The 26,103-nt window shown below is 70.1% G+C and carries 19 protein-coding genes and 2 tRNA genes; 10 read left to right on the top strand and 11 right to left on the bottom strand.

Annotated elements, in window-relative coordinates:
* Nucleotides 1-98 precede the first annotated feature (98 nt).
* Nucleotides 99-1,103: a hypothetical protein gene (locus DVH02_RS02210; protein ID WP_114621947.1), complete on the top strand. Its 1,005-nt coding sequence runs from the start codon at nucleotides 99-101 to the stop codon at nucleotides 1,101-1,103.
* Nucleotides 1,104-1,185: 82 nt separating this feature from the next.
* On the opposite strand, the gene clpX is transcribed toward DVH02_RS02210, so the two are convergent.
* The 5 genes from clpX to DVH02_RS02185 form a co-directional block, all read right to left on the bottom strand.
* Nucleotides 1,186-2,478, bottom strand: a complete 1,293-nt coding sequence (gene clpX / locus DVH02_RS02205) for an ATP-dependent Clp protease ATP-binding subunit ClpX (protein ID WP_114621946.1) — start codon at nucleotides 2,476-2,478, stop codon at nucleotides 1,186-1,188.
* Between the two features lie 167 nt (nucleotides 2,479-2,645).
* On the bottom strand, nucleotides 2,646-3,323 hold the full coding sequence (locus tag DVH02_RS02200; RefSeq protein ID WP_114621945.1) for an ATP-dependent Clp protease proteolytic subunit: 678 nt from the start codon (nucleotides 3,321-3,323) through the stop codon (nucleotides 2,646-2,648).
* 57 nt (nucleotides 3,324-3,380) lie between these two features.
* Nucleotides 3,381-3,986, bottom strand: coding sequence for an ATP-dependent Clp protease proteolytic subunit (locus DVH02_RS02195; protein WP_199566141.1), 606 nt, complete (start codon nucleotides 3,984-3,986; stop codon nucleotides 3,381-3,383).
* A gap of 298 nt (nucleotides 3,987-4,284) precedes the next feature.
* Nucleotides 4,285-5,766, bottom strand: coding sequence for a trigger factor (tig, locus tag DVH02_RS02190; RefSeq protein WP_158575831.1), 1,482 nt, complete (start codon nucleotides 5,764-5,766; stop codon nucleotides 4,285-4,287).
* Nucleotides 5,767-5,945: 179 nt separating this feature from the next.
* Nucleotides 5,946-6,022: transfer RNA gene (locus DVH02_RS02185), tRNA-Pro, on the bottom strand.
* Nucleotides 6,023-6,161: 139 nt separating this feature from the next.
* On the opposite strand from DVH02_RS02185, the gene DVH02_RS02180 reads away from it, so the two are divergent.
* A tRNA-Gly gene (locus DVH02_RS02180) sits at nucleotides 6,162-6,235 on the top strand.
* 51 nt (nucleotides 6,236-6,286) lie between these two features.
* On the opposite strand, the gene DVH02_RS02175 is transcribed toward DVH02_RS02180, so the two are convergent.
* Nucleotides 6,287-6,481, bottom strand: a complete 195-nt coding sequence (locus DVH02_RS02175; protein ID WP_114621942.1) for a hypothetical protein — start codon at nucleotides 6,479-6,481, stop codon at nucleotides 6,287-6,289.
* Nucleotides 6,482-6,960: 479 nt separating this feature from the next.
* Here DVH02_RS02175 and DVH02_RS02170 point away from each other — a divergent pair, with 479 nt between their 5' ends.
* Both DVH02_RS02170 and DVH02_RS02165 read left to right on the top strand, forming a co-directional pair.
* Nucleotides 6,961-8,118, top strand: coding sequence for an acyltransferase family protein (locus DVH02_RS02170; RefSeq protein ID WP_114621941.1), 1,158 nt, complete (start codon nucleotides 6,961-6,963; stop codon nucleotides 8,116-8,118).
* Between the two features lie 322 nt (nucleotides 8,119-8,440).
* Nucleotides 8,441-9,700: a cation:proton antiporter gene (locus DVH02_RS02165; protein WP_114621940.1), complete on the top strand. Its 1,260-nt coding sequence runs from the start codon at nucleotides 8,441-8,443 to the stop codon at nucleotides 9,698-9,700.
* Between the two features lie 224 nt (nucleotides 9,701-9,924).
* Here the strand turns inward: DVH02_RS02165 and DVH02_RS02160 are convergent, their stop codons facing one another.
* Nucleotides 9,925-11,070, bottom strand: a complete 1,146-nt coding sequence (locus DVH02_RS02160; protein WP_114621939.1) for a PP2C family protein-serine/threonine phosphatase — start codon at nucleotides 11,068-11,070, stop codon at nucleotides 9,925-9,927.
* 106 nt (nucleotides 11,071-11,176) lie between these two features.
* Here DVH02_RS02160 and DVH02_RS02155 point away from each other — a divergent pair, with 106 nt between their 5' ends.
* On the top strand, nucleotides 11,177-12,430 hold the full coding sequence (locus DVH02_RS02155; protein WP_114621938.1) for a GNAT family N-acetyltransferase: 1,254 nt from the start codon (nucleotides 11,177-11,179) through the stop codon (nucleotides 12,428-12,430).
* 64 nt (nucleotides 12,431-12,494) lie between these two features.
* On the opposite strand, the gene DVH02_RS02150 is transcribed toward DVH02_RS02155, so the two are convergent.
* Nucleotides 12,495-13,319: an Fpg/Nei family DNA glycosylase gene (locus DVH02_RS02150; protein ID WP_114621937.1), complete on the bottom strand. Its 825-nt coding sequence runs from the start codon at nucleotides 13,317-13,319 to the stop codon at nucleotides 12,495-12,497.
* A 156-nt stretch (nucleotides 13,320-13,475) separates the two neighbouring features.
* Nucleotides 13,476-13,967 (bottom strand): ribose-5-phosphate isomerase, encoded by a 492-nt coding sequence (locus DVH02_RS02145; RefSeq protein WP_114621936.1) that lies wholly within the window; start codon nucleotides 13,965-13,967, stop codon nucleotides 13,476-13,478.
* A 188-nt stretch (nucleotides 13,968-14,155) separates the two neighbouring features.
* Between DVH02_RS02145 and DVH02_RS02140 the strand changes: the two genes are divergently transcribed.
* On the top strand, nucleotides 14,156-15,640 hold the full coding sequence (locus DVH02_RS02140; RefSeq protein ID WP_114621935.1) for an amino acid permease: 1,485 nt from the start codon (nucleotides 14,156-14,158) through the stop codon (nucleotides 15,638-15,640).
* A 39-nt stretch (nucleotides 15,641-15,679) separates the two neighbouring features.
* On the opposite strand, the gene DVH02_RS02135 is transcribed toward DVH02_RS02140, so the two are convergent.
* On the bottom strand, nucleotides 15,680-16,264 hold the full coding sequence (locus DVH02_RS02135; RefSeq protein ID WP_114621934.1) for a biotin transporter BioY: 585 nt from the start codon (nucleotides 16,262-16,264) through the stop codon (nucleotides 15,680-15,682).
* A 253-nt stretch (nucleotides 16,265-16,517) separates the two neighbouring features.
* Here DVH02_RS02135 and DVH02_RS02130 point away from each other — a divergent pair, with 253 nt between their 5' ends.
* A complete protein-coding gene (locus DVH02_RS02130; protein WP_114621933.1) occupies nucleotides 16,518-17,174 on the top strand; it encodes a superoxide dismutase in 657 nt (218 codons plus the stop codon).
* Between the two features lie 163 nt (nucleotides 17,175-17,337).
* On the opposite strand, the gene DVH02_RS02125 is transcribed toward DVH02_RS02130, so the two are convergent.
* Nucleotides 17,338-17,976: a mycothiol-dependent nitroreductase Rv2466c family protein gene (locus DVH02_RS02125; RefSeq protein ID WP_114621932.1), complete on the bottom strand. Its 639-nt coding sequence runs from the start codon at nucleotides 17,974-17,976 to the stop codon at nucleotides 17,338-17,340.
* 165 nt (nucleotides 17,977-18,141) lie between these two features.
* Here DVH02_RS02125 and pepN point away from each other — a divergent pair, with 165 nt between their 5' ends.
* From pepN to DVH02_RS02105, 3 genes are all read left to right on the top strand, one after another.
* Complete coding sequence (gene pepN, locus DVH02_RS02120) at nucleotides 18,142-20,721, top strand: aminopeptidase N (protein WP_114621931.1); 2,580 nt, start codon at nucleotides 18,142-18,144, stop codon at nucleotides 20,719-20,721.
* Between the two features lie 387 nt (nucleotides 20,722-21,108).
* On the top strand, nucleotides 21,109-22,230 hold the full coding sequence (locus tag DVH02_RS02115) for a hypothetical protein (RefSeq protein WP_114621930.1): 1,122 nt from the start codon (nucleotides 21,109-21,111) through the stop codon (nucleotides 22,228-22,230).
* A 414-nt stretch (nucleotides 22,231-22,644) separates the two neighbouring features.
* Nucleotides 22,645-25,968 carry a S8 family serine peptidase gene (locus DVH02_RS02105; protein WP_199566136.1) on the top strand — a complete coding sequence of 1,108 codons (3,324 nt, stop codon included), beginning with the start codon at nucleotides 22,645-22,647 and terminating at the stop codon, nucleotides 25,966-25,968.
* Nucleotides 25,969-26,103 lie beyond the last annotated feature (135 nt).

Below are 26,103 nucleotides of genomic sequence, written 5' to 3'. Positions count from 1 at the left end.
GGGTTGTTCCGTAACGGTGCGGCCCCCGGAGCCCTCGGCGGCCTCCCGTTAGGTCAGGATGTTCGAAACGCATAAACATCTGACAGGGGACTGCACACATGAGCTACAACCAGCCGGGACCGTACGGAGGGCAGCAGCAGCCGCAGCAGCCGGGACCGTACGGCCAGCCGGGTCCTTACGGTCAGCAGCCGCAGGGCCAGCCCCAGCCCGGCTACGGTTACCCGCCGCAGGCCCCCCAGGCCCCGCAGGGCGTCCCGCCGCAGCAGCCCCCGCCGCCGCCGGGGTACGGCTATCCGCAGCAGCAGCCGGGCCAGCCCGCCGGGCCCTACGGCCAGCAGCAGCCCCCGCAGCCCGGCCCCTACGGCCAGCAGCCGCAGTGGGGCGGGGACGGGGGCGGGGGCGCGTACCCGCCCCCGCAGGGCGCGCCGAAGAAGAAGACGGGCCTGATCGTCGGCGCGGCCGTGGTGGCGCTCGCGGTGATCGGCACCGTGGTGTACTTCCTCACGTCGGGCGGCGCCAGCAACAGCGACGTCGCGGACGGCACGAAGGGCTACAAACTGACGCCGACGGAGTCCGTCGACGCGTACAAGCGCGCCCAGGAGCCCCAGAGCGAGAAGCTGACCGGCGACAAGAAGTCCGAGATCGAGGCGGAGGGCGTCAAGGACCCCACCCAGGTCGCGGCCGCCTACTCGGCGGGCAGCGGGGCGACGGCGAAGTCCGCCTCGCTGCAGGGCTGGTGGGGAGAGGTCGACGACCCGGCGAAGGTCATCGACAACTCCTTCAACGGTGTCACCAAGGAGGACTCGGTCTCCGGTACCAAGGCCGAGCTGGTCGGCACGGCCAAGCTGGTCACACCGGACGGTTTCGACGGCGCGCTCATGAAGTGCCAGAACATCAAGTTCACCAATCCGAACGGCGACGGGACCGCGTCGAAGGGCCCGAAGGAGTTCGAGGTGCCCACCTGCATCTGGGCCGACTACTCCACGGTCGGTGTGGTCTCGGTCGGGGACGTGGCCGGGCTGCTCACGGGCAAGACCACGCCGCAGGACGAGGTGGCCGACCTGGCGGCCAAGTTCTACAACAGCTCCCGCACCAAGGCCTGATCCGCGCGCGGTCGACACACCACAGGGGCGCCCGGCCAGTCGCACTGGCCGGGCGCCCCTGTGTGGTGCGGTGGGTGCGCCGCTACGCGGACTTCTCGTGGCGGCCGTCGTTCTTCACGATGCGCGGCTCGCGCGGGACCAGCGTCGGATTCACGTTGTCGCGGACGACCTCCGCCGTGATGACGACCCGGGCGACGTCCTTGCGGGACGGCACCTCGTACATCACCGACTGCAGGACCTCTTCGAGGATGGCGCGCAGTCCGCGCGCGCCGGTGCCGCGCAGGATCGCCTGGTCGGCGATGGCCTCCAGGGCGGGACGGTCGAAGTCCAGCTCCACACCGTCGATTTCGAAGAGGCGCTGGTACTGCTTGACGAGCGCGTTGCGCGGCTCGACCAGGATCTGGAGCAGCGCCTCGCGGTCGAGGTTGTGGACCGAGGTCAGGACGGGCAGCCGGCCGATGAACTCGGGGATCATCCCGAACTTCACCAGGTCCTCCGGCATGACCTCCTGGAACTGGTCGCTCTCCTCGACCTCGCGCTTGGAGCGGATCGTGGCGCCGAAGCCGATGCCCTTCGCTCCCGCGCGCGACTCGATGATCTTCTCCAGACCGGAGAAGGCGCCGCCCACGATGAACAGCACGTTCGTCGTGTCGATCTGGATGAACTCCTGGTGCGGGTGTTTGCGGCCGCCCTGCGGCGGGACCGAGGCGGTGGTCCCCTCCAGGATCTTCAGCAGCGCCTGCTGGACACCTTCGCCGGAGACATCGCGGGTGATCGACGGGTTCTCGCTCTTGCGGGCGACCTTGTCGATCTCGTCGATGTAGATGATCCCGGTCTCGGCCTTCTTGACGTCGTAGTCCGCCGCCTGGATCAGCTTCAGCAGGATGTTCTCGACGTCCTCGCCGACATAACCGGCCTCCGTCAGCGCCGTCGCGTCGGCGATGGCGAACGGGACGTTCAGCATCCGCGCCAGTGTCTGCGCGAGGAGCGTCTTGCCCGAGCCGGTGGGGCCGAGCAGCAGAATGTTGGACTTGGCCAGCTCGATCGCGTCCTCGCGACCCGCGCCACCGCCGTTCTCACCGGCCTGGACGCGCTTGTAGTGGTTGTAGACCGCCACCGAGAGGGCCTTCTTCGCGGGCTCCTGCCCGACGACATAGCCTTCGAGGAACTCGTAGATCTCGCGCGGCTTGGGCAGTTCCTCCCACCGCACCTCGGAGGTCTCCGCGAGTTCTTCCTCGATGATCTCATTGCAGAGATCGATGCACTCGTCGCAGATGTAGACACCGGGACCTGCGATGAGCTTCTTCACCTGCTTCTGGCTCTTCCCGCAGAACGAGCACTTGAGCAGGTCGCCGCCATCACCGATGCGTGCCACGAGGTGCTTCCCCTTCGCCTGGGAGCAGCTTGGTTCAGCGGCTCCTGTGCCTCATATCCGACGGTACCTTGCTCGGGCCCCCGTTCGGGCCCCCCTTGGCACGGTTCGCGTGGTCGTGGGGTTGTCCGCGACGACCGGTGCGAGTCCGCGCCAAGGGCGCCGGGTTGTCAGGCGGCCGCTGCGGCGGCCGTCGTCTTGCGGGTCGACACGATCTGGTCGACCAGGCCGTACGCGAGCGCGTCGTCGGCCGTGAGGATCTTGTCGCGCTCGATGTCGTCGCGGACCTTCTCGATCGGCGTGGTGGAGTGCCGGGCGAGCATCTCCTCCAGCTGCGAACGCATCCGGAGGATCTCGTTGGCCGCGATCTCCAGGTCGGAGAGCTGCTCACGGCCGGTCTGGCTGGACGGCTGGTGGATCAGCACGCGCGCGTTCGGCAGCGCGAGGCGCTTGCCGGGGGAACCGGCGGCGAGCAGGACGGCGGCGGCCGAGGCGGCCTGGCCCATGCACACGGTCTGGATGTCGGGCTTCACGAACTGCATCGTGTCGTAGATGGCCGTGAGGGCCGTCATCGAGCCGCCGGGGCTGTTGATGTAGATCGAGATGTCACGGTCCGGGTCCATCGACTCCAGGCACAGCAGCTGCGCCATGACGTCGTTGGCCGACGCGTCGTCGATCTGCACACCGAGGAAGATGACACGCTCCTCGAAGAGCTTGGCGTACGGGTCGTACTCGCGCACACCCTGTGAGGTGCGCTCCACGAAACGCGGCACGACGTAACGGTTGTCCACCTGCGGGCCGGAGTAGAGGCCGCTCGCGGAGTAGTTGTTCATGGGAGTGTTCACCATCCTGTGGCGTTCGAGTGGGCTGGGCGGGCTGATGCGGGGCGGATGTACGTGGGTACGTCAGGCCCCGGTACCGCCGCCGCCCGGAACGCCCGAAGCAGCGGAGATGATCTCGTCGATCAGGCCGTACTCCTTGGCCTCCTCGACGGTGAACCACTTGTCGCGGTCGCCGTCGCGGATGATCGTTTCCATCGACTGGCCCGAGTGGTGGGCCGTGATCTCGGCCATGCGCTTCTTCGTACGGAGCAGGTACTCGGCCTGGATCTTGATGTCCGAGGCCGTACCGCCGATACCGGCGGAGCCCTGGTGCATCAGGATGTCGGTGTTGGGGAGCGCGAACCGCTTGCCCGAGGTGCCGCCGGTCAGCAGGAACTGCCCCATGGAGGCCGCCATGCCCATCCCGATGGTGACGACGTCGTTGGGGATGTACTGCATGGTGTCGTAGACGGCCATACCGGCCGTGACGGACCCACCGGGGCTGTTGATGTAGAGGTAGATGTCCTTGTCGGGCTCGGCCGCGAGAAGGAGGAGCTGCGCCGTGATCTTGTTGGCGATGTCGTCGTCGACCTGCTGGCCGAGGAAAATGATCCGCTCCCCGAGCAGCCGGCTGTAGACCTGGTCGCCGAGGCCACCACCGAGGGACGGCTCACCGGCGGCGTAAGGCATCAGATTCGTCACGTATACACCTGCTCGTCTCTGACGGCTTTGGCCGTCTCAGCGTCTTCGTACCGGGGACGGGATACTCCCCTGCCCTCGTATTCATGGACCCTAACGCGCTGGTCGGCGGGCGCCATCCCGCTTCCGTGGCTGTTCGCTGGGAGCGCAAGGTAGTTGAGGCCGGGACGGGCCCCTGGCGGCCTCCCTGGGCCCGGCGGGCGGCTCCCTGTCCCGGCGGGCCGGGACAGGTCGGGCCCCGGGCGCGTGGTCGCGTCCGGGGCCCGTCCAGTCATGAGGTGCGGGACGCTCAGGCTCCGGCCTTCTCGTCCTTCGCCTCGTCCGTCTTCGCCTCGTCCGTCGTGGCCTCGGCCGTCTTCGCCTCGGCCTTGTCGGCGTCCTTGTCTGCGTCGGCCGACTCGGTGGCTTCGACGGCGGGGGCGTCCGCGGACGCCTCGGCGGCCTCGGCCGCGTCGTCGTCCTCGTCGTCCAGCTCGACCGGGTTGCCGTTGGTGTCGGTCACCGTGGCGGCCTCGACGACCACCGCGAGGGCCTTGCCGCGGGCGACCTCGCCGACGAGCATCGGCACCTGGCCACCCTCGACGACCGCCTGGGCGAACTGGTCGGGGGACATGCCGGAGGACTGCGCGCGCCGCATGAGGTGCTCGGTCAGCTCCTCCTGGTTGACGTTCAGCTTCTCCTTGTTGACCAGCTCGTCGAGGATGAACTGGGTCTTGATGCCCTTCTCCGCCTGCTCCTTGGTCTCGGCGTCGAACTCTTCCTCGGTCTTGCCCTGGATCTCCAGGTACTTGGCGAGGTCGAGGCCCATCTGACCGAGCTGGTGGTGCTCCAGGTTGTGCTTGCGGGTGTTGATCTCCTCCGCGAGAAGCTTCTCGGGGATCGGCACCTCGGCCAGCTGCAGCAGCGCGTCGAGGACGCGCTCCTGGGCCTGCGTGGCCTGCTCGTACTGCTTGCTGCTCTCAAGGCGCTTGCGGCTGTCGGCCTTCAGCTCGTCGAGGGTGTCGAACTCGCTCGCCAGCTGGGCGAACTCGTCGTCCAGCGCGGGCAGCTCGCGGGCGGCGACCTGGGTGACCTTGACGGTGACCTCGGCCTCCTTGCCCTCGGCGGCACCGCCCTTCAGCTCGGAGGTGAAGGTGGTCTCACCGCCGGCCTCCAGACCGGTGACGGCGTCGTCGATACCGTCCAGCAGGTCGCCGGAGCCGATGGTGTACTGCACACCTTCGGCGACACCGTCGGGCAGGACCTCGCCGTCGACCTTGGCCTCCAGGTCGATCGTCACGACGTCGCCGTCGGCGGCGGCGCGCTCGACCGGGTTGGTCGAGGCGAAGCGGTCACGGAGCTGCTCGACCGACTTGTCGATGTCCTCGTCACTGACCTCGATGGGGTCGACGGTGACCGCGATGCCGGAGTAGTCCGGGATCTCGATGACCGGACGCACGTCGACCTCGGCGGTGAAGGAGAGCAGTTCGCCGTCCTTCAGCTCCGTGATGTCGACGTCGGGCTGGCCGAGGACGTTGATCTCACCCTCGTTGACCGCTTCGGTGTAGAACTTCGGGAGGGCGTCGTTGACGGCCTCCTCCAGCACAGCACCACGCCCGAACCGCTGGTCGATGACCCGGGCCGGGATCTTGCCCTTGCGGAAGCCCTTCACCGTGACCTGCTGGTTGATCTTCTTGTACGCCGCGTCGAGGCTGTCCTTGAGCTCCTCGAAGGGCACCTCGACTGTGAGCCGAACCCGAGTCGGGTTCAGGGTCTCCACGGCGCTCTTCACGGTTCGGTCTCCTTGGTGGCTGATTCTTGGGTTCTGCCGCGACCACCGCACTGCGGCGGCCCCAGCGGATCGGCCCGGTTCTTCAGAGACTCTGCAGACACACGGGCACGCAGCTTGCATAGTAACCGCAAGCGGGAACGGCCCCACAATGTGATCGCGCGATGCGATCTCGAAAGAGATGGTCGGGGTGGCCGGATTCGAACCGACGACCTTCCGCTCCCAAAGCGGACGCGCTACCAAGCTGCGCCACACCCCGTCGGTGCGACACGTAGGGTACATGCCCACGGGCCCCGCGCCGCCATCTTTGACCGGCGCTTTGCGCGTGTGCGCCGAACGGTCGGGACCCGCTACGATGTTGTCCGTGCCGCACTCGCAGGAGACGCGGCGCGCTCTGTGCGGGCGTAGCTCAATGGTAGAGCCCTAGTCTTCCAAACTAGCTACGCGGGTTCGATTCCCGTCGCCCGCTCCATCGCCTCCGGCCCGTTCCGTGGATCTCTCCGCGGGGCGGGCCGGATTCGTTTCAGAAGCTGATCTTGTTGATGGTCTCGGCCAGCGAGTTGAGGAAGTTGTTCACCGTCGGCGCGATGTTGGTGGAGGCGAGGAAGAAGCCGAAGAGGATCGCGACGATCGCCGGCCCCGCCTTGATCGAGCCACCGCGGATCAGCACGACGAGAATGATCGCCAACAGAAGCACCACAGACAGTGAAATGGCCACTACTGATCACACCCTCGGTCGGTCCGCCTAGCCCAGCCCCGCGGGAGCACCCCCGGGGAGTACGACGCCATGTACCCCGGTATTCCCGCTCGCACCATCGTGCCATCAACCTCCGCGCGGGTGGGGCCCCGTGACGATTCCTCGCCATCGGATTCACGCCAATCGCACCTCGGCGCGCCACGCCGCCCCGCCCGCCACACCTTCGGGGCCCGGCGGGACCGCCGATGAATACGGACGCAATTTCGACCGACCCGATCTTCTGTGCGCACAGGTTATTCACACACCATTCCGACGAGCGGCACGGAGCGATCGACAGCGAATTAACTCAGCGTTGCAGCACAGGACAGAGCTGGGCGATATGCGCCATTTAAGGCCGATTAATTAGTGCATATCACCTGGTTGCCGTCGGTTTCAGTTGCGAATACACCACCCGGCGCGCGCGTTTTACGAATTACCTCGGGCGCGGTTAGCGTGGAGTGATGCCCCAGGCGCCGAATGGATATGCGAGGCCCTCGGTCGACCAGGTCGAGGAGCCTGGAACGACCACCGGAACCACCCCTTCCACGGTGGCCGACACGCCGGTACCGGCCCGACGGCCCCCGGCCGGCTCCGCCCCGGATCGCCCCGCCGTGTCCACCAGGCGGGACGCGTTCTTCGACAACGCCAAGTTCCTGGCGATCGTCCTGGTGGCGGTGGCGCACGCCTGGGAGCCGGTCATGGCCGGCAGCCGCGCCACGAAGGCGCTCTATCTGCTCGTCTACGCCTTCCACATGCCGGCCTTCATCGTCATCTCCGGCTACTTCTCCCGGCGCTTCACCGCCGCGCCCGGTCAGCTGCGGCGGCTGCTGACCACGATCGTCGTGCCGTACGTGGTCTTCGAGGTGGCGTACTCCCTCTTCAAGCGGTACGCGGACGACTCCCCCGGCCATCCGATCAGCCTGCTCGACCCCTGGTATCTCACCTGGTTCCTGGCCGCGTTGTTCATCTGGCGGCTGACCACGCCCCTCTGGCTGACGCTGCGCCATCCGCTCGCGGTCGCGCTCGTCGTCGCGGCGCTCGCCTCGCTCACCCCGAGCATCGGCGAGGACCTCGGACTGCAGCGGGTGCTCCAATTCGCGCCGTACTTCGTCGTGGGACTCTGCCTCAGGCCCGAGCACTTCCAGCTCGTACGGCGGCGCGAGGTCCGGCTGCTGGCGCTGCCGGTGCTGGCCGGAGCGGCGGCGTTCGCGTACTGGGCCGCGACCCATATGCGTACCGCGTGGCTCTACCACGACAACAGCGCGCAGGAGCTGGACTCCCCCGGGTGGGTGGGGCCGGTGATGACCTTCGCGCTGTTCGGCTGCTCCCTGCTGCTGACCGCCGCCTTCCTGTCCTGGGTACCGGGCCGCCGGACCTGGTTCACGGCGCTGGGCGCGGGCACGATCTGCGGCTATCTGCTGCACGGGTTCGTGATCAAGGGCGCGGTGTACGCGGGACTGTTCGACGACCACGCGTGGCCGACGACCCCGCTGGGCAGGGTCGTGGTGACCGTGGCGGCCGCGGTCGCGGTGACGGCGCTGTGCACGGCGCCGGTGCGGCGGCTGCTGCGCCCCGTCACCGAGCCCGAGATGAAGTGGGCGTTCCGCCGCACCGGCTAGACGTATTGATCACGAGCACTGTTCCGTACATGACACATACATATCTCCGGCGCCCCTCGGTAAAGCCTGGTCCGGCCGAGGGGCGCCCCGCCGCGCCCGGAGGGCCCGTCACTTCCGTGACCCATGTCTCAACGCGCGGTAACCGCCCCCGCACACAGGCTTGTTGATCACCCGTGGAACAGGGGCCGAAGCAGCGTCCACCACGAATCTGACAGTTACTCAGTAAACCATTTGGTAAACTAATTACTGACGATTCCTTGACGCTCCTTTGACTCGATGATGGAGGAACGATCCCATCGGACACGCAGAGACCCTCATAGCGATGGGCGGCGCTTTCCTCGCCGCCGCCGTGCTCGCCCGTCTGGGCAGCCGTATCGGGCTGCCCACTATTCCCCTGTTCACCCTGGCCGGGATCCTCCTCGGCCCGCACACCCCCGGCATCGTGCTGGTCAAGGACCCGCACGAGCTGGAGATGCTCTCCGCTCTCGGCCTGGTCCTGCTGCTCTTCTACCTCGGCCTGGAATTCCACCTGGACGACCTCAAGGAGGGCGGCCGGAAGATGGCCCTCGCCGGGGGCGTGTACCTGCTGCTGAACGTGGGCGCGGGTCTCGGCTTCGGGTTCGCGATGGGGTGGGGCACGTCGGAGGCGCTGGTCCTGGCCGGTGTGCTCGGCATCTCCTCGTCCGCGATCGTCACCAAGGTCCTGGTCGACATGGGACGGATCGGCAATCCCGAGACCAAACCCATCCTCGGGATCATCGTCGTCGAGGACATCTTCCTGGCGCTCTACCTCGCCGCGCTGCAGCCGATCCTGTCCGGTGCGGACAGCGCTCAGGCCGCGCTCGTGGACGGTGGAAAGGCGTTCGGCTTCCTGCTGCTCCTCGCGCTCGCCGCCCGGTTCGGCACGAAGGTGATCAGCCGGTTCATCAACACGAAGGACGACGAGCTGCTCGTCATCTCCTTCCTCGGGGCCGCGGTGCTGATCGCCGGTGTCTCCGAGTGGTTCGGCGTGGCCGACGCGATCGGCGCGTTCATGGTCGGTCTGATGCTCGGCGCGACGACGTCGGGCGACCGGATCCGCGAACTCGTCCACCCGCTGCGGGACGCGTTCGGCGCGATCTTCTTCTTCTCCTTCGGTCTGTCGATCAACCCGGGCGATCTGCCCTCGGTGTTCTGGCCCGTCCTCATCGCCGTCATCCTGACGGTCGTGATGAACGTCGGCGCCGGAGTGGCCGCGGCGAAGATCTTCGGTTTCGGCGCGCAACCCGCGGCCAATATCTCGACCACGCTGCTGGCGCGCGGTGAGTTCGCGCTGATCCTCGCGACGATGGCGGCGGGAGCCGGGCTGGACAGCAGGCTCGCGCCCTTCATCGCCGGATACGTCCTGGTCCTCGCGGTCCTCGGACCGCTCGCGGCCGGCCGGTCGCACTGGCTGGCCCGGATCCTCCCGGGTGGCCGGGCCGGTGGCGGTGGTGGCGCCAAGGACGGCGGCACCGGTCCCCCAGGGGACGCTCCGCCTGCCGCCGAAGGGACGGACACTACGGATACCCAGAAGAGCGCGGAGGCATCAGTGACGAGCTGACCGCTTCCGATGCTCTTATATCCGCCGACGCACCCGCAGCACCCGCACCCGCACTCGCACCCGCACTCGCAGCACCCGCACCCGCCGCGCTCGTCCCCGTACCGGTCCCTTCCACCCGCGGACTCCAGTCCCCCTTTCCCGCACCACCCGCCCCGTCGGCCGCCCCGGTCGACGGGGCGAACCATGAGTACGGCAGGGAACGGCGGCGCCGGGACGGTTCCGCTTCAGGCTTCGCGGCAGATCAGCAGCAGCGCCCGGTCGTCGTTGACGTCCTTGGCCACCGCCTCGATCAGATGCCAGGCCGCGCCCTCGAAGCCGGGCACCACATAGCGGTCCGCCTCGCCGGTGAGCCGGTCGATGCCCTCGGAGATGTCCCGCCCCGGGGCCTCGACCAGACCGTCCGTGAAGAGCATCAGGACGTCTCCGGGGCGCAGCGAGCCCTTCGCCGGGTCGAACTGGGCCCCGTCGTACACGCCGAGCAGCGGCCCCTCCCCCGACTTCTCCTCCCAGCGTCCGCTGCCCGCGTGCAGCTGGAGGGCGGGCAGGTGGCCCGCCGAGAGCAGCTCGTAGTCGCCGGATTCGAGGTCGAGCACCAGGTGGATGGAGGTGGCGAAGCCCTCGTCCCAGTCCTGCCGGAGCAGATAGCCGTTGGCCGCGGGAAGGAAGCCGTGCGGCGGGAGCGAGCCGAGGAGCCCGCCGAAGGCGCCGGACAGCAGCAGCGCCCGGGAGCCGGCGTCCATGCCCTTGCCGGAGACATCGGTGAGGACGACCTCCAGAGAGCGTCCGCCGTTGGTCCGCGCGGCCACCACGAAGTCGCCGGAGAAGGACTGGCCACCGGCCGGGCGCAGCGCCATCTCGTGGTGCCAGCCCTTGGGGAGCCAGGGCAGGGCGCTCTGGACGCGGATACGTTCACGCAGGTCGAAGAGCATCGTGCCGCCGCGCCGCCAGGGCACCCCGACCCGGGCTCTGAACTGGGCGATGAGCAGTCCGAAGAGGCCGCAGGCGGCGACCACGAGGACCGTGCCGGGGGTGACCCTGGCCGGGCCCTCCGGGTAGGGGCCGAGGACCATCGACTCGACGATCAGGGCGGCCGCCGCGGCGGCGTACAGGCTGAGCAGGCTGGCGGGCCGCAGGACGAGTCCGCCGGCCACGATCGGCAGGACGAGCGCCGAGGGCGCGAACCAGACCGGGACGGCGATGGTGGCGAGGGCGATGGCAGGAACGGTGAGCATCAGGCCGACGAGCGCGATCCAGTCCGAGCCGTCGCCCCTGAAGTAGTCGACCCCGGATTTGCGCACGCCGGTGCGGACCCGGTGCAGCGTCTTGCGCATCCGGGCCGAGTACGAATCCGCGCGCACGCCACCGGCCATTGTTGTGGACCCTATCGATCCGCCCGCCCCGCGTGCAGGGGGACCCCTGTGACATTGCGTTCGAAATCGGGTCGCCCGGTTGTCGTACCCCTGGTACTGATGGCATATGACTACGGAACTGCGGGTGTTGCGCCCGGCCGAATGGGCCAGCTGGTTCGGGGCGTTGGAGCTGGCGTTCGGCGGGGTGCCCGAGACGGGCGCGGAGCGGGCGCTGTGGCGGGACCTGACCGAGTTCGAGCGCTCGCTCGGTGTCTGGGACGGCGAGGAGTGCGTCGGTACGGCGGGCGCCTTCAGCTTCCGGCTCTCGGTGCCCGGCGGCGCGCTGGTACCGACGGCGGGCGTGACGATGGTGAGCGTGGCGGCGACGTACCGGCGGCGCGGGGTGCTGACGTCGATGATGCGGCGCCAGCTCGACGACGTCCGTACGTGGGGCGAGCCGCTCGCCGTGTTGACGGCGTCCGAGCCGGAGATCTACGGACGGTTCGGGTACGGGCTCGCGGCCCAGCAGCTCACGGCGCGGATCGACACCTCGCGGGTGCGTATCGCGCCGCCCGCCGCGCCGGAGGCGGCCGACGGGTCCCAGGAGGTACGTCTGCGCCGGGTGAAGCCGGATGATCCCGCCGTACGGGAAGCGTGCGAGGCGGTCTACGCGGCGCAGGTGGCGGGGCGGCCGGGGATGCTCGCGCGGCGGCCGGGCTGGGAGCGGCTGCCGGTCCTCGACGGCGGGCGGCCCAAGGACGGCGCGTCACCGCTGCAGTGCGTGCTGGCGGAGCGGCACGGCGAGGTGGTCGGGTTCACGCTGTTCCGCAACAAGCCCGAGTGGGACATGGCCGGGCCCAAGGGCACGATCGAGCTGGGTGATCTGTACGCGCGGGACGCGGCGGCGTACGTCTCGCTCTGGCGTTTCCTCTTCTCCATCGATCTGACCTCGACCGTCCTGGCCGACAACCGGCCCCCGGACGACCCGTTCCAGTACGTGGTCTCGGACGTGCGCCGGTGCGCGCTGCGGCTGCGCGACTCGCTGTATCTGCGGCCGGTGGAGGTGGGGGCCGCGCTGGAGGCCCGTACGTACCGCGCCCCGGTGGATGTGGTCCTCGGCGTCGAGGACGCCTTCTGTCCGTGGAACGAGGGGAACTGGCGGCTGAGCGGCGACGCCAAGGGCGCCTCCTGCGAGCGCACCGCCGACCGGCCCGATCTGACGCTGGGCGTAAGGGAGTTGGCCGCCGCCTATCTGGGCGGTACGTCGCTGGCCGCGCTGGCGCGCGCGGGGCGGGTGCGGGAGGTGCGCACGGGCGCGCTGGCGGAGGCGTCCACGGCGTTCGGTTCTGACGTGGCGCCGTGGCTGCCGCACGGGTTCTGAGCCCCCGGGGCGTGTCCGCGAAGGAGCGCCGTCCGCCCGTCGACCGGGCGGGACTTCGCGGATACTAGGCCCGCTGGCAGCCGGGGCACCAGAAGAGGTTGCGGGCGGCGAGGGTCTCGGTGCGGATCTCGCCGCCGCACAGCAGGCAGGCCATCCGCGCCCGGCGGTAGACGTAGACCTCGCCGCCGTGGTCGTCCACGCGGGGCGGGCGGCCCATCGCCTCGGGGGTGTGCTCGGGGCGGACGGTGTCGATGCGGTTGTTCCGTACGCCCTCGCGCATCAGCGCCACCAGATCCGCCCAGATCGCGTCCCATTCGGCGCGGCGCAGCTCCCGGCCGGCGCGGTAGGGGTCGATGCCGTGCCGGAAGAGGACCTCGGCGCGGTAGACGTTGCCGACGCCCGCGATGACCTTCTGGTCCATGAGCAGGGCGGCGACGGTCGTACGGGAGCGGGAGATCCTGGCCCACGCCTTCTCGCCGTCGTCGCCGGTGCCGTCGTCGCGGGCGCGCAGCGGGTCGGGGCCGAGCCGGTCGTGTATCGCCCGCTTCTCGGGGTCGGTGATCAGGGCGCAGGTGGTGGGGCCGCGCAGATCCATGTGCGCGGCCGGGGAGACGAGCCGCAGCCGGACGGTGTCGGTGGGCGGCGGGGCGGGCGCGCCGCCGAAGCCGACCTTGCCGAAGAGGCCGAGGTGGATATGGACCCAGCCGGTGCCCCCGAAGCCGAGGAAGAGGTGTTTGCCGTGGGCGTCCACCGCGTCGAGGACCCGGCCGTCGAGCAGGGCGGCGCTGTCGGAGAACTTGCCCTGCGGGCTGCTGACCCGTACGGGACGGCCGCCGAAGCGGGCGAGGTGGTCCTCGGCGAGGCGGTGGATCGTATGCCCCTCGGGCACGGGGTCCTGCCTTTCTGACGCGGGACGTGGGATGCGGGACGTGCGACGTGGGACGTGCGACGCGGGACATGCGACGCGGGACATGCGACGCGGGTCCGGGCATGGCTGTGCCGCCGGGCGCGGTCGTGCGGGACCGGGCCCGGCGGCACGGGAGTGTCAGTTCTCCGGCTGGGGGTGGTGCGCCGGTACGGGCGGCAGCTCGTGGGTCGTCTCGTACGCGGCCAGCATCGCGATGCGGCGCGCGTGACGCTCCTCGCCGGAGTAGGGCGTGGCGAGGAAGATCTCGACGAACCTGGTCGCCTCTTCCCTGGTGTGCATCCGGCCGCCGACCGAGATGACGTTCGCGTCGTTGTGCTCGCGGCCGAGCGCCGCCGTCTGCTCGCTCCAGGCGAGGACGGCCCGGACGCCCTTGACCTTGTTCGCGGCGATCTGCTCGCCGTTGCCGGAGCCGCCGATCACGATGCCGAGGGCGTCGGGGTCCGCGGCCGTGCGCTCCGCGGCGCGCAGGCAGAACGGCGGGTAGTCGTCCTGGGCGTCGTAGAGGTGGGGCCCGCAGTCGACGGGGTCGTGGCCGTGGGCCGTGAGCCACTCGACGAGGTGGTTCTTGAGTTCGTAGCCGGCATGGTCGGAACCGAGGTACACGCGCATGGTGTGAAGTGTGGCACGCGTGGTGTGGCGGACGCTCCGTTGGGTATCGGTGTGCGAGGTCAACCCGCCATTACGGCGCAGTGGACCCCGGGTAAAGAGACGGCATTGCCACTTCCACTCTCCGGGGGTCAGGCGCTTGAATGCCGGGACTCGTTATTCGAGTGGACCGTAGACGTAAGGATTGACGCATGAGCTCCCTGCCGTCCCCCACGAAGGAAGGCGGGATTCCCAGCGAGCCTGGGAATCCACAGCCCTCCTCCGACGGCCTGCACGCCGGTCTCAAGAACCGTCATTTGTCGATGATCGCGATCGGCGGCGTCATCGGCGCCGGTCTGTTCGTCGGCTCGGCCTCCGGCATCGCCGCCGCAGGCCCCGCCATCCTCCTGTCGTACGCGCTGGTCGGCCTCATGGTCGTGCTCGTCATGCGCATGCTGGGCGAGATGGCCGCGGCACGGCCCAGTTCCGGGTCCTTCTCCTCCTACGCCGACCAGGCGCTCGGCCGCTGGGCCGGCTTCTCCATCGGCTGGCTCTACTGGTTCTTCTGGGTGGTGGTGCTCGCGGTCGAGGCGACGGCGGGCGCGCAGATCCTGGAGGGCTGGATACCGGCCGTGCCCCAGTGGGCGTGGGCGCTGATCGTGATGGTCGTGCTGACGGCGACCAATCTCGTCTCCGTCTCCTCTTTCGGCGAGTTCGAGTTCTGGTTCGCCGGAATCAAGGTGGTGGCGATCGGCGGGTTCGTCGTCGTCGGACTGCTGGCCGTCTTCGGCGTCCTGCCCGGCTCCGACAACCCCGGCGCCGGTTTCGGACATCTCACGGACGCGGGCGGGTTCTTCCCCAAGGGGCCCGGCGCGATCCTCACGGGTGTGCTGATGGTCGTCTTCTCGTTCATGGGCAGCGAGATCGTCACGCTCGCCGCCGGTGAGTCGTCGAACCCGCAGCGGGCCGTGGCCAAGGCCACCAACAGCGTGATCTGGCGCATCGCGGTCTTCTACCTGGGCTCGGTCTTCGTCGTCCTGACGCTGCTCCCCTGGAACGACGCGTCGATCACCAAGGACGGCTCGTACGTCGCGGCGCTGAACTCGATCGGCATCCCGCACGCCGGACAGGTCATGAACGTCATCGTGCTGACCGCCGTGCTCTCCTGTCTGAACTCCGGTCTCTACACGGCGTCCCGGATGGCCTTCTCGCTCGGCCAGCGCGGCGACGCGCCCAGGGCCTTCGGCCAGGTGACCAGGCGCGGGGTGCCGCAGGCGGCGATCCTGTCGTCAGTCCTCTTCGGCTTCGTGGCCGTCTTCTTCAACTACCAGTGGCCCGACACGGTCTTCGCGTTCCTGCTGAACTCGTCGGGCGCGGTGGCCCTCTTCGTCTGGCTGGTCATCTGCTTCACCCAGCTGCGGATGCGCGGGATCATCCTGCGCGAATCGCCGGAGAAGCTCGTCGTACGGATGTGGCTGTTCCCGTATCTGACCTGGGCGACCATCGCGATGATCTCCTTCGTCCTGGTCTACATGCTCACCGACGACGACGCGCGCGAGCAGGTCCTGCTCTCCCTGCTGGTGGCGGCGGTCGTCGTGGCGATCGCCCTGGTCAGGGACTTCCGCGAGCGCGGCGCGAAGGCGGCGGCCCCGGCCGCGGAACCGGACGCGGCGCGGGACGAGACCGTCAGGCGCTGACGGCACCTTCCCGTACGGCCGGGACCGGGCGCGCGTCCGTCAGCCCCGGCGGCCGAGGAGCTTCCACGCGGCGGGCAGCGCGCCCATGGCGAGGGCCGCCTTGAGCGCGTCGCCGAGCAGGAAGGGCACCAGCCCGGCGGCCACGGCGGCGCTCGGCGACATGCCGGTGGACAGCGCCAGGTAGGGCACGCCGACCGCGTAGATGACCGCGGACCCGAGCACCATCGTGCCCGCCGTGCGCGGTACGGAGCGGTCGCCGCCCCTGCGGGCCAGCGCGCCCACGACGGTGGCGGCGAGCAGCATGCCGAGGACGTAACCGAACGAGGCGCCGCCGGGACCGGAGGAACCGGCGGCGAACCACGGCACCCCGGCCATCCCGACCAGCGTGTAGAGCGCGAGGGAGAGGAAACCGCGGCGGGCGCCCAGACCGGCGCCGACCAGCAGCGCCGCGAAGGTCTGACCGGTGACCGGGACCGGGGAGCCGGGGACGGGGACGGCGATCTGCGCCGCCACGCCGGTGAGCACCGCGCCGCCGACGACCAGGGCGACGGAGCGGGTGCGGGTGGCGGGGAGGAGATCGGCGAGGACCACTCCGGTACGGGGGGCTGCGGCAGCAGTGCTCATGGGGACTCCGCGGTCATCAGGGGTGCGAGGGCGTTCGGGGACGGTACGACGTTAGTCCAGGCAGCTGTGGGCGATCACCGTCAGACGCCGACAAAGCGGAGGTCAGGACGTTGTCGGAGGTGTCACAAGCGGCCGCGGCGGGGGCGGGGCGCGACCCGGGCGCGCCGGACACGCCGCGCGCGCCGCCCCGCCGTCTTGCTGCTAGCGTGCAGTTGCATAAGATGTGCAATAAGAGGCCGGAGGGTTTGGACACATGGCCACGCTTCACGAACGTCCCTACACGCTTCCTGAACTTCCCTACGACTACGCGGCGCTCGAACCCGTCATCAACCCGCAGATCATCGAGCTGCACCATGACAAGCACCACGCGGCCTACGTGAAGGGCGCCAACGACACCCTCGAACAGCTCGCGGAGGCGCGGGACAAGGACGCGTGGGGAGCCGTGAACGGACTGGAGAAGAACCTCGCGTTCCATCTCTCCGGCCACATCCTGCACTCGATCTACTGGCACAACATGGCGGGCGAAGGCGGCGGCGAGCCGCTCGCGGCGGACGGCGTCGGCGAGCTGGCGGACGCCATCGCCGCGTCCTTCGGCTCCTTCGCGGGCTTCAAGGCGCAGCTGACCAAGGCCGCCGCGACCACCCAGGGCTCGGGCTGGGGCGTGCTCGCGTACGAGCCGGTCAGCGCCCGGCTGATCGTCGAGCAGATCTACGACCACCAGGGCAACGTCGGCCAGGGCTCGGTGCCGATCCTGGTCTTCGACGCCTGGGAGCACGCCTTCTACCTCCAGTACAAGAACCAGAAGGTCGACTTCATCGAGGCCATGTGGAAGGTCGTGAACTGGCAGGACGTGGCGAAGCGGTACGCGTCCGCCAAGGAGCGCGCCCACAGCCTGCTGGTGGCCCCCTGACCGGCCCCCCGAACGTCCTGCCTCGTGATCGTCTTCTCAACCTTCACCGGCGGACGGAATGACGAAGGGCCCCCGCGAGGAAAGGACTCGCGGGGGCCCTTCCGTCCGTACCGGGCGGGTGCAGCGGGCGGGTGTAACGGGCGGGTAGCGGGCGGGCCGGGCGTCAGTCGAAGATCGGGCCCTGTGTACGGGTCCGCTTGATCTCGTAGAAGCCGGGGATCGACGCCACCATCAGCGTGCCGTCCCAGAGCTTCGCGGCCTCCTCGCCCTTGGGCGCGGGGGTGACCACGGGGCCGAAGAAGGCGATCTGCTCCCCGTCCGCCCCCGGGACGGCGATGACCGGGGTGCCGACCTCCTGGCCGACCTTGTCGATGCCTTCCTTGTGGGAGGCGCGCAGCTCGGTGTCGTACGTGTCGGAGTCGGCGTACTCGATGAGGTCGGCGGGCAGCCCGGCATCGGCCAGGGCACCGGCGATGGCCTCGCGGGTCGCGCCCTGACCCTCGTTGTGGAAGCGGGTGCCGAGCGCGGTGTACAGCGAGCCGACGACCTCGTCGCCGTACTTCTCGCGCGCCGCGATGACCACGCGGACCGGCCACCAGGACTTGCCGCCCGGCAGCATGTTCTCCCGGTACTCCTCGGGCAGCTGGTCCAGCTTGTCCTCGTTCAGCACGCCGAGGCTCATGACGTGCCAGCGGACCTCGATGTCCCGGACCTTCTCCACCTCCAGCACCCAGCGCGAGGTCATCCAGGCCCAGGGGCACAGCGGATCGAACCAGAAGTCGACGGGAGTCTTGTCGGACATGTCTCTCCTCAGCGGGGTCGGCCCGGATCAGGGCTGCGTACGCACCTCACCGGGCAAACGCCGCACACCGCCGGGGACATTCCCGCGCCCGTCGTGTCAGCGGCGCGTGCGAGGATCGTCCCGGCTGCCGAACAAGCCATGAACGAGAGCCGAGAAGGAGTGACCGTGCCCGGTGAGAACCTGTCCCGTGACGAGGCCCGTGAGCGGGCCCGCCTGCTGTCCGTAGACGGGTACGAGGTCTTCCTCGACCTGCGGTCGGCGGTCGGGGACGCCGGGGCGGACGACGGACCCCGGACGTTCCGTTCGGTGACGACGATCAGCTTCCGCTGCGCGGATCCGGGCGTGGCCACCTTCGCCGACCTGATCGCGCCGAGCGTGACCGCCGTGACGCTGAACGGAACCGACCTCGACCCGGCCGCCGTCTTCGACGGGTCGCGCATCGCGCTGGAGGACCTGGGCGCGGAGAACGTCCTGGTGGTGGACGCGCAGTGCGCCTACAGCCGGACCGGCGAGGGCATGCACCGCTTCGTCGACCCGGAGGACGGCGAGGTCTACCTCTACACGCAGTACGAGCCTGCCGACGCCCGCCGGGTCTTCGCCAACTTCGAGCAGCCCGATCTGAAGGCCCCCTACCGCTTCGAGGTGAGCGCGCCCGAGGGCTGGACGGTGTGGAGCAACGGCGCGGGCACGCTGACCGACGGGGGCTGGCGGTTCGCGGAGACGAAGCCGATCTCGACGTACATCACGGCCGTCGTCGCCGGTCCCTACCACTACGTGACCGACTCCTACCGCCGCACGTTCGACGACGGCACGGTCCTGGAGATCCCGCTCGGCGCGATGTGCCGCAAGGGCCTGGCCCGGCACTTCGACGCGGACGACATCTTCCTGGTGACCAAGCAGGGGCTGGACTTCTTCCACGACAACTTCGACTACCCGTACCCGTTCGGGAAGTACGACCAGGCGTTCGTGCCCGAGTACAACCTCGGCGCGATGGAGAACCCGGGCCTGGTGACCTTCCGCGAGGAGTACATCTACCGGGGCCAGGTCACCCAGGCCGCGTACGAGCGCCGGGCGAACACGCTCCTGCACGAGATGGCGCACATGTGGTTCGGCGACCTGGTCACCATGGAGTGGTGGGACGACCTGTGGCTGAAGGAGTCCTTCGCCGACTTCATGGGGGTCTTCGCGCTCGTGGAGGCGACGCGCTTCACCGGCGCCTGGACCACCTTCGCCAACAACCGCAAGTCCTGGGCGTACCGCGCCGACCAGCTGCCGTCCACCCATCCCGTCACGGCCGACATCCGTGATCTGGAGGACGCGAAGCTGAACTTCGACGGCATCACGTACGCCAAGGGCGCCTCGGTGCTCAAGCAGCTCGTCGCGTACGTCGGCCGGGACGCGTTCCTGGCGGGCGCCCGCGGCTACTTCAAGCGCCACGCGTACGGCAACACCCGGCTGGGGGACCTGCTCTCCGTGCTGGAGGAGACCTCGGGGCGCGACCTGACGGCCTGGTCGCGGTCCTGGCTGGAGACCGCCGGGCTCAACTCGCTGACCCCGCAGGTCATGTACGACGCGGACGGCCGCGTCACCGAGCTGGCCGTGATCCAGGAGGCCGCCGCCTCCCACCCGACGCTGCGTCCGCACCGGGTGGCCGTCGGGCTGTACCGGCGGCTGCCCGACGGCGGCCTCGAACGGTTCGCGCGCGCCGAGACGGACATCGAGGGGCCGCGCTCGGTCGTCGGGGAGCTGACCGGGGCCGAGCGCCCCGACCTCGTGCTCGTCAACGACGACGACCTGACGTACTGCAAGATCCGTTTCGACCCGGCGTCGCTGGACACCCTGCGCGACCGGCTCGGCGACCTCTCCGACCCGCTGGCGCGCGCCCTGTGCTGGTCGGCGATGTGGAACCTGACCCGTGACGCGCTCATGCCCGCCCGGGACTTCATGGCGCTCGTCCTGACCCACGCGGGCCGCGAGACGGACATCGGCGTCCTCCAGATGCTGCACGCGTGGGCCCGCTCGGCCCTCGTCCACTACGCCGCGCCCGACTGGCGCGAGGAGGGCGGGCGGCTGCTCGCCGAGGGCGCGCTGCGCGAGCTGCGGTACGCGGAGCCCGGCAGCCAGCACCAGCTGGCGTGGGCCCGCTTCTTCGCCTCGGTCGCGACCTCGGACGCGGACTTCCAGCTGCTGCGCGGGCTGCTGGACGGGACCGCGAAGATCGACGGGCTGAGCGTCGACCAGGAGCTGCGCTGGGCCTTCCTGGAGCCGCTGGCCGCGCACGGGCTGGCCGACGAGAGCGCCATCGGCGCCGAACTGGCCCGCGACGACACCGCGTCGGGCAAGCGCCACGAGGTGCGCTGCATGGCGGCCCGGCCATCGGCCGCGGTCAAGGCGCAGGTCTGGGCGCAGGTCGTCGAGTCGGACGCCCTGTCGAACGCGCTGGTCGGCGCGGCCATCGGCGGCTTCGTCCAGCCGGGCCAGCGGGAGCTGATCGCGCCGTACGCCGCCCGGTACTTCGAGGCGATCGACCGGGTGTGGACGGAGCGTTCGATCCAGATCGGCATCGACGTGGTGCGCGGTCTGTTCCCGGGGCTCCAGGACGGCCGAGGCGCCCTGGAGGCGGCCGACAGCTGGCTGGAGGGCCACCGGAACGCGGCACCGGCGCTGCGTCGGCTGGTGCTGGAGGCGGCCGACGACCTGGCGCGCGGGCTGCGCGGACAGGAGTGCGACGCGGCGAGCCGTTAGGGCGTGTTGCGAAAGTAGCGCCGTCCGCCCGGAGGGCGGGCCCGGCGGCGTCCGGTGCGCTGCGCTCGCTTCGCTCCCTCCGCCTCGGCGTTGACGCGTCCTTCGGATGCCGAGCGCTCCCGCAAGGCGGAGGATCGTCCTCGTACTGGACGTACTCGGACGACTCCGACAACGCGGCGAGCGTGCGTGCCGGGCGTCGCGGGCCAGGCGGGACTTTCGCAACACGCCCCAGATCCGATCAGCCCGTCTTCAGCCTCGGACCGGGCCTGGGGGCGGGCTGTGTGATCGGCAGTCGAACGCACTTACTTTAGTACGAGCTTGTCCGGTTTTGTCGACGAATCGGTTACAGGGGTTGAGGAGTGGGGGCGGCGGGGCAGATCCCGGGACATGAAGAACAACACCCCGGTCTCCCTCCGCCCCCTCGGCCTCCCGCTCCCTCTCAGCCGTCTCTCCGACGACGCGAGCGGCCGGGTGCTCTCGCTCGCGCAGTTGCGCGCCTACGGCGTCCCGGCCGGCCGGGCCGCCGCCCTGTGCAGGCCCGGTGGCTCCTGGCGGCATCTGCTGCCCGGCGTCTATCTGCTGCACACCGGGACCCCGACCGCCGAGGAGCGGCTGCGCGGGGCGCTGCTGTACGCGGGGCGGCCCGGCGCGGCGAGCGGCCGGGACGTCCCGGCCCAGCCGGGGCCGCGCCCCGCGTCCGGCGCGGCCGGGGGCGGTGGCCGGGCGGCGTCGGCCCCGTACGGCTCGGCGATGATCACGGGGCTGGCCGCGCTGGCGCTGCACGGCTTCACCGAGTCCGCTCCGCCGCCGGTCGCGGCGGAGCGGATCGACGTGCTCGTCCCCCGTACCCGGCGGCTGCGGTCCGCCGGGTACGCCCGGCTGATCCGGGCGCACGCCCTGCCCCGGCCCGAGCTGATCGGCGATCTGCCGGTGGCGCCCGTCGCGCGCGCGGTGGCGGACGCGGTGGCGCAGCTGTCCGACGCGGACTCGGTGGTGGCGCTGCTGACCGAGGCGGTGCGGGACGGACACTGCGAGCCGACCGTGGTGGTGCGGGAGTTGAACCAGTCGGGGCTGCTGGTGCGCCCGTACGTGGTCGACGCGGTGGACGCGCTGCTGGCGGAGGGCCGCAGCCTGGCCGAGGGGCGGCTGTACGAGCTGGTGCGGACGTACGGTCTGGCGGAGCCGGTGTGGAACGTGGATCTGCGGCTGCCGGACGGGCCGCGACTGGGCGCGGTGGACGCCTACTGGCCGGAGCGTTCGGTGGCGGTCGAGCTGGACACCCGCGCGCCCCGGCAGGCCGGCCGGTGGGACGAGGAGGAGGACGACGAGCAGTGGTCGGCCGCCGTGCGCAAGCGCGAGCATCTGGAGCGGCTGGGCATCACGGTCGTGCATCTGACGCCGAAGAAGCTGCGCGAATCGCTCGAACAGCAGGCGACGGTGGTGCGCACGGCGCTGCTGGCGGCGGACGACCGCGATCCGGCGGCGCGGGTGGTGGTCCTGCCCAGATGATCCGGGGCGGTACGGGAGTGCGGGCGGCCGTCGCGGGGCCGCCCGCGGCCTCATGCCCGGTCGCGCTCCGGAGGGTTCGTCACCTTCCGGCCGCTCAGGGGCGCGAGGGGCGCCGGGGGCCCGAGAGGTGCTGGTGGCCCGAGGAGCGCCGGGGGCCCGAGAGGTGCTGGTGGCCCGAGGAGCGCCGGTGGGCCGAGGGGTGCCGGTGGCCCGAACTCGTCGTCAGCGGAGGGCTTCCGGGCTGATTCCGCGCCGTTTTGGGCGGGTTGATTCCCAGTGGCGCGCCTCGCGCCATGGCGGATCTCCGCCATGACCGCATCCCGTGCCCGGCAACCCTCCACAAATCCCTGGTTCGTAGGAAAAGCTGACCGGTCAGCCGGTACCGAAATCCGGACTGTCTTTTCACCGAACAGGATGCTGATGACCTCCGAATCCGACAGCTCCATATCCGGGCCGAGACGCGTGGCCAGGGTGACGGCCGCGGCCGGGCTGGTGGCAGCGCTGATCGCCTCCGGTGCGGCGCCCGCGCTCTCCGCGACGCGCGCCGACACCCCCACGGTTCCCGCGCCCGTGAAATCGGCCGCCGACCCCGGCAAGCTGGACACGGCCGACGCGGATCTGCTCGCCAAGGCCAAGGCCGAGGGCGAGAAGAACGTCACCATGATGGTCGCCACCACCCCCGGGGCCACCCAGCAGGTCGCGGGCCAACTGGACGCCGTCGAGGGCTCCGTGGTCGGCAAGACGTACGACAAGCTCGGCTACGTACGCGCCACGCTCCCCACCGCCAAGGCGGAGGCCGCGATCCTGGCGGCCCAGAAGCTCTCCTCGGTCCAGGGCATCGATCTCAAGCAGGAGATCATGCTGGACGACCCGACGCCCGGCGCGGACACCGCGAAGGGCGCGAAGGGCACGGACAAGAAGAACCCGGGCGTCAAGCTCTACCCGGCGCCGGACCGGAAGACCTCGGCGAAGAACCCGTACAACCCGTCCTTCGAGACCGGCGCGGTGGACTTCGTCAAGAAGAACCCCAAGGCCGACGGCCGCGGGGTCACCATCGGCGTCCTGGACTCCGGGGTGGACATCGCCCACCCGGCGCTCCAGAAGACCAGCACCGGTGAGCGCAAGATCGTCGACTGGGTGACCGCCACCGACCCGGTCTCCGACGGCGACGGCACCTGGCTGCGGATGAACACCTCGGTGACCGGCCCCGTCTTCACGGCGGCCGGGCGTACCTGGAAGGCACCCGCCGGCTCGTACAGGTTCACCACCTTCGCCGAATCCGCCACCCTGGGCGGCGAGATGGCCGGTGACCTCAACCGCAACGGCACCACCACCGACGTCTGGGGCGTGCTCTACAACCCGGCCGACGGGACCGTCAGGGTCGACCTGGACAACGACGGCGACTTCACCGACAGCGTGCCGATGAAGCCGTACAAGGACGGTTTCCAGGTCGGCTACTTCGGTGAGCAGGACCCGTCCAGCAAGGTCGCCACCCGTATCCCCTTCACCGTCGAGGTCCGCAAGGACGTCGTCTACAACGCGGCCGGCGCGAAGTCCGACTACGTCAGCATCGGTGTGGTCGAGGGCGCGCACGGCAGCCACGTCGCCGGGATCACCGCCGCCAACGGCCTGTTCGGCGGCGCGATGAACGGCGCCGCCCCCGGCGCCAAGATCGTCTCCTCGCGCGCCTGCACCTGGAGCGGCGGCTGCACCAACATCGCGCTCACCGAGGGCATGATCGACCTCGTCGTCAACCGCGGTGTCGACATCGTCAACATGTCGATCGGCGGCCTGCCGACCCTCAACGACGGCAACAACGCCCGCGCGCAGATGTACACGCGGCTCATCGACACCTACGGTGTCCAGCTGGTGATCTCGGCGGGCAACGACGGCCCCGGCCTCAACACCATCGGTGACCCGGGCCTCGCCGACAAGGTCGTCTCGGTCGGCGCCGCGATCTCCAAGGACACCTGGGCCGCCAACTACGGCTCCGGCGTGACCAAGAAGTACGCGATGATGCCCTTCTCCTCGCGCGGTCCGCGTGAGGACGGCGGCTTCACGCCGACCATCACAGGCCCCGGCGCCGCCATCAACACCACCCCGACCTGGCAGCCCGGCGGTCCGGTCGCCGAGGCGGGCTACCAGCTGCCCGCCGGCTACTCCATGCTGCAGGGCACCTCGATGTCCTCGCCGCAGGTCGCGGGCGCGAGCGCGCTGCTGCTCTCCGCCGCCAAGCAGAAGAAGATCAGCCTCACCCCGGCACGGCTGCGGACGGCGCTCACCAGCACCGCCACCAAGATCTCCGGCGTCCAGGCGCACGAGCAGGGCTCCGGCCTGATCGACATCGTCGACGCGTGGAAGGCCATCCAGCGGGCCTCGGGCACGGACGTCAACGAGTTCGCGGTCAAGGCGCCGGTCAGCACCACGCTCGACCAGTACCTGAAGGACCCCGGCTTCGGCACGGGCGTGTACGACCGCGAGGGCGGCCTGAAGGCCGGCCAGAGCCGTACGTACGACGTCGTCGTCACCCGCACCACGGGCAAGGCGGGCGCCGTCGAGCACCGGCTGAAGTGGAAGTACAACGACGGCACCTACAAGCTGCTCGGCAGCGACAAGGTCAAGCTGCCGCTGAACCGGCCGGTGACCGTGAAGGTCCAGGCGAAGCCCGGTTCCGCCGGGACCCACAGCGCGATCCTGGAGGTCGACGACCCGCGTACGCAGGGCGTGGACAAGCAGATCCTCGCCACCGTGGTCGTCGCGAAGCCGCTGGCGAAGCCGTCGTACGCGTTCTCCGAGAAGAACTCCGTACAGCGCAACAGTTCGAAGTCGTACTTCATCACCGTCCCGGAGGGCGCGAAGACCCTGGAGGTGGCGCTCGGCGGACTCGCCAAGGACAGCCAGACCCGGTTCATCACGCTCCACCCGTACGGCAAGCAGATCGAGAACAGCTCCACGGTCAACTGCTACCCGAACTACTCGAACCCGGCCAACACCTGCCGTCCGGACGTCCGTTCGTACCCGGATCCGCTGCCGGGCGTCTGGGAGGTCGAGGTCGAGGCGCGCCGTACGTCGCCGCTGCTCGACAACCCCTACACGCTGGAGGTGTCGGTCCTGGGCACCGCCTTCGACCCGGCGGTCACCACGCTGCCCGAGGCGAAGATCGGCACTCCCTCGCCGGTCTCCTGGAACGTCACCAACAGCTTCGCCGCCATCGACGGCACGCTGGCCGGCGGCTCGCTGGGCTCGGCGAAGGTCGCCCGTCCGACGATCGCGGACGGTGAGGAGCAGGTGTCGACCGTGACCATCGGCGCGGGCGTCGAGCGGCTCGACATCACCATCGGCAACACCGCGGACCCGGCCGCCGACCTGGACCTCTACGTCGTACGGAACGGGGTCGTGGTCGGCCAGTCCACCACCGCCTCGTCGGACGAGCGGGTCAGCCTGGCCAACCCGGCCGCCGGTACGTACGAGATCGTCGTCGACGCCTACTCGGTCCCGGCCGGGTCGACGGCGTACGACTACCGGGACGTCTACTACTCGGCGTCGCTCGGCGAGGTCACGACCGGCACCGGGCCGGTGAAGATCGCGAGCGGCGGCACGGCGAAGGTCTCGGCCGAGATCCTGGTGAACAGCGCGGCCCCGGCGGGCCGGCAGTTCTTCGGCGAGGTGAAGCTGGTGAACGCGCGCGGTACGGCGGCGGGCACCGGCAGCGTGATCATCGAGAGCGTCACACCGTAACCGCCGGGACCGGCCGGTGACGGCCGGTGACGGCACGCGGTGATCGGGGCGGGCGTCCACCGGGGCGCCCGCCCTTCCGTGTCCCGGCCCTTGGACAGTGGATTGGACAAGCGGGCCGGGGACAGACGCATGATG

Source organism: Streptomyces corynorhini, assembly GCF_003346515.1.
Taxonomy (GTDB): Bacteria; Actinomycetota; Actinomycetes; order Streptomycetales; family Streptomycetaceae; genus Streptomyces; species Streptomyces corynorhini.
The sequence above is the reverse complement of the archived record's forward strand: the minus strand, read 5'-3'. Positions and strand labels throughout refer to the sequence as shown.

Coding starts and splice junctions, on each gene's coding strand:
- DVH02_RS02210 (WP_114621947.1), top strand. CDS start 99: ATGAGCTACAACCAGCCGGGACCGTACGGAGGGCAGCAGCAGCCGCAG.
- DVH02_RS02200 (WP_114621945.1), bottom strand. CDS start 3,323: ATGGTGAACACTCCCATGAACAACTACTCCGCGAGCGGCCTCTACTCC.
- DVH02_RS02195 (WP_199566141.1), bottom strand. CDS start 3,986: ATGCCTTACGCCGCCGGTGAGCCGTCCCTCGGTGGTGGCCTCGGCGAC.
- DVH02_RS02170 (WP_114621941.1), top strand. CDS start 6,961: ATGCCCCAGGCGCCGAATGGATATGCGAGGCCCTCGGTCGACCAGGTC.
- DVH02_RS02165 (WP_114621940.1), top strand. CDS start 8,441: ATGGGCGGCGCTTTCCTCGCCGCCGCCGTGCTCGCCCGTCTGGGCAGC.
- DVH02_RS02160 (WP_114621939.1), bottom strand. CDS start 11,070: ATGGCCGGTGGCGTGCGCGCGGATTCGTACTCGGCCCGGATGCGCAAG.
- DVH02_RS02155 (WP_114621938.1), top strand. CDS start 11,177: ATGACTACGGAACTGCGGGTGTTGCGCCCGGCCGAATGGGCCAGCTGG.
- DVH02_RS02145 (WP_114621936.1), bottom strand. CDS start 13,967: ATGCGCGTGTACCTCGGTTCCGACCATGCCGGCTACGAACTCAAGAAC.
- DVH02_RS02140 (WP_114621935.1), top strand. CDS start 14,156: ATGAGCTCCCTGCCGTCCCCCACGAAGGAAGGCGGGATTCCCAGCGAG.
- DVH02_RS02135 (WP_114621934.1), bottom strand. CDS start 16,264: ATGAGCACTGCTGCCGCAGCCCCCCGTACCGGAGTGGTCCTCGCCGAT.
- DVH02_RS02130 (WP_114621933.1), top strand. CDS start 16,518: ATGGCCACGCTTCACGAACGTCCCTACACGCTTCCTGAACTTCCCTAC.
- DVH02_RS02125 (WP_114621932.1), bottom strand. CDS start 17,976: ATGTCCGACAAGACTCCCGTCGACTTCTGGTTCGATCCGCTGTGCCCC.
- DVH02_RS02115 (WP_114621930.1), top strand. CDS start 21,109: ATGAAGAACAACACCCCGGTCTCCCTCCGCCCCCTCGGCCTCCCGCTC.
- DVH02_RS02105 (WP_199566136.1), top strand. CDS start 22,645: ATGCTGATGACCTCCGAATCCGACAGCTCCATATCCGGGCCGAGACGC.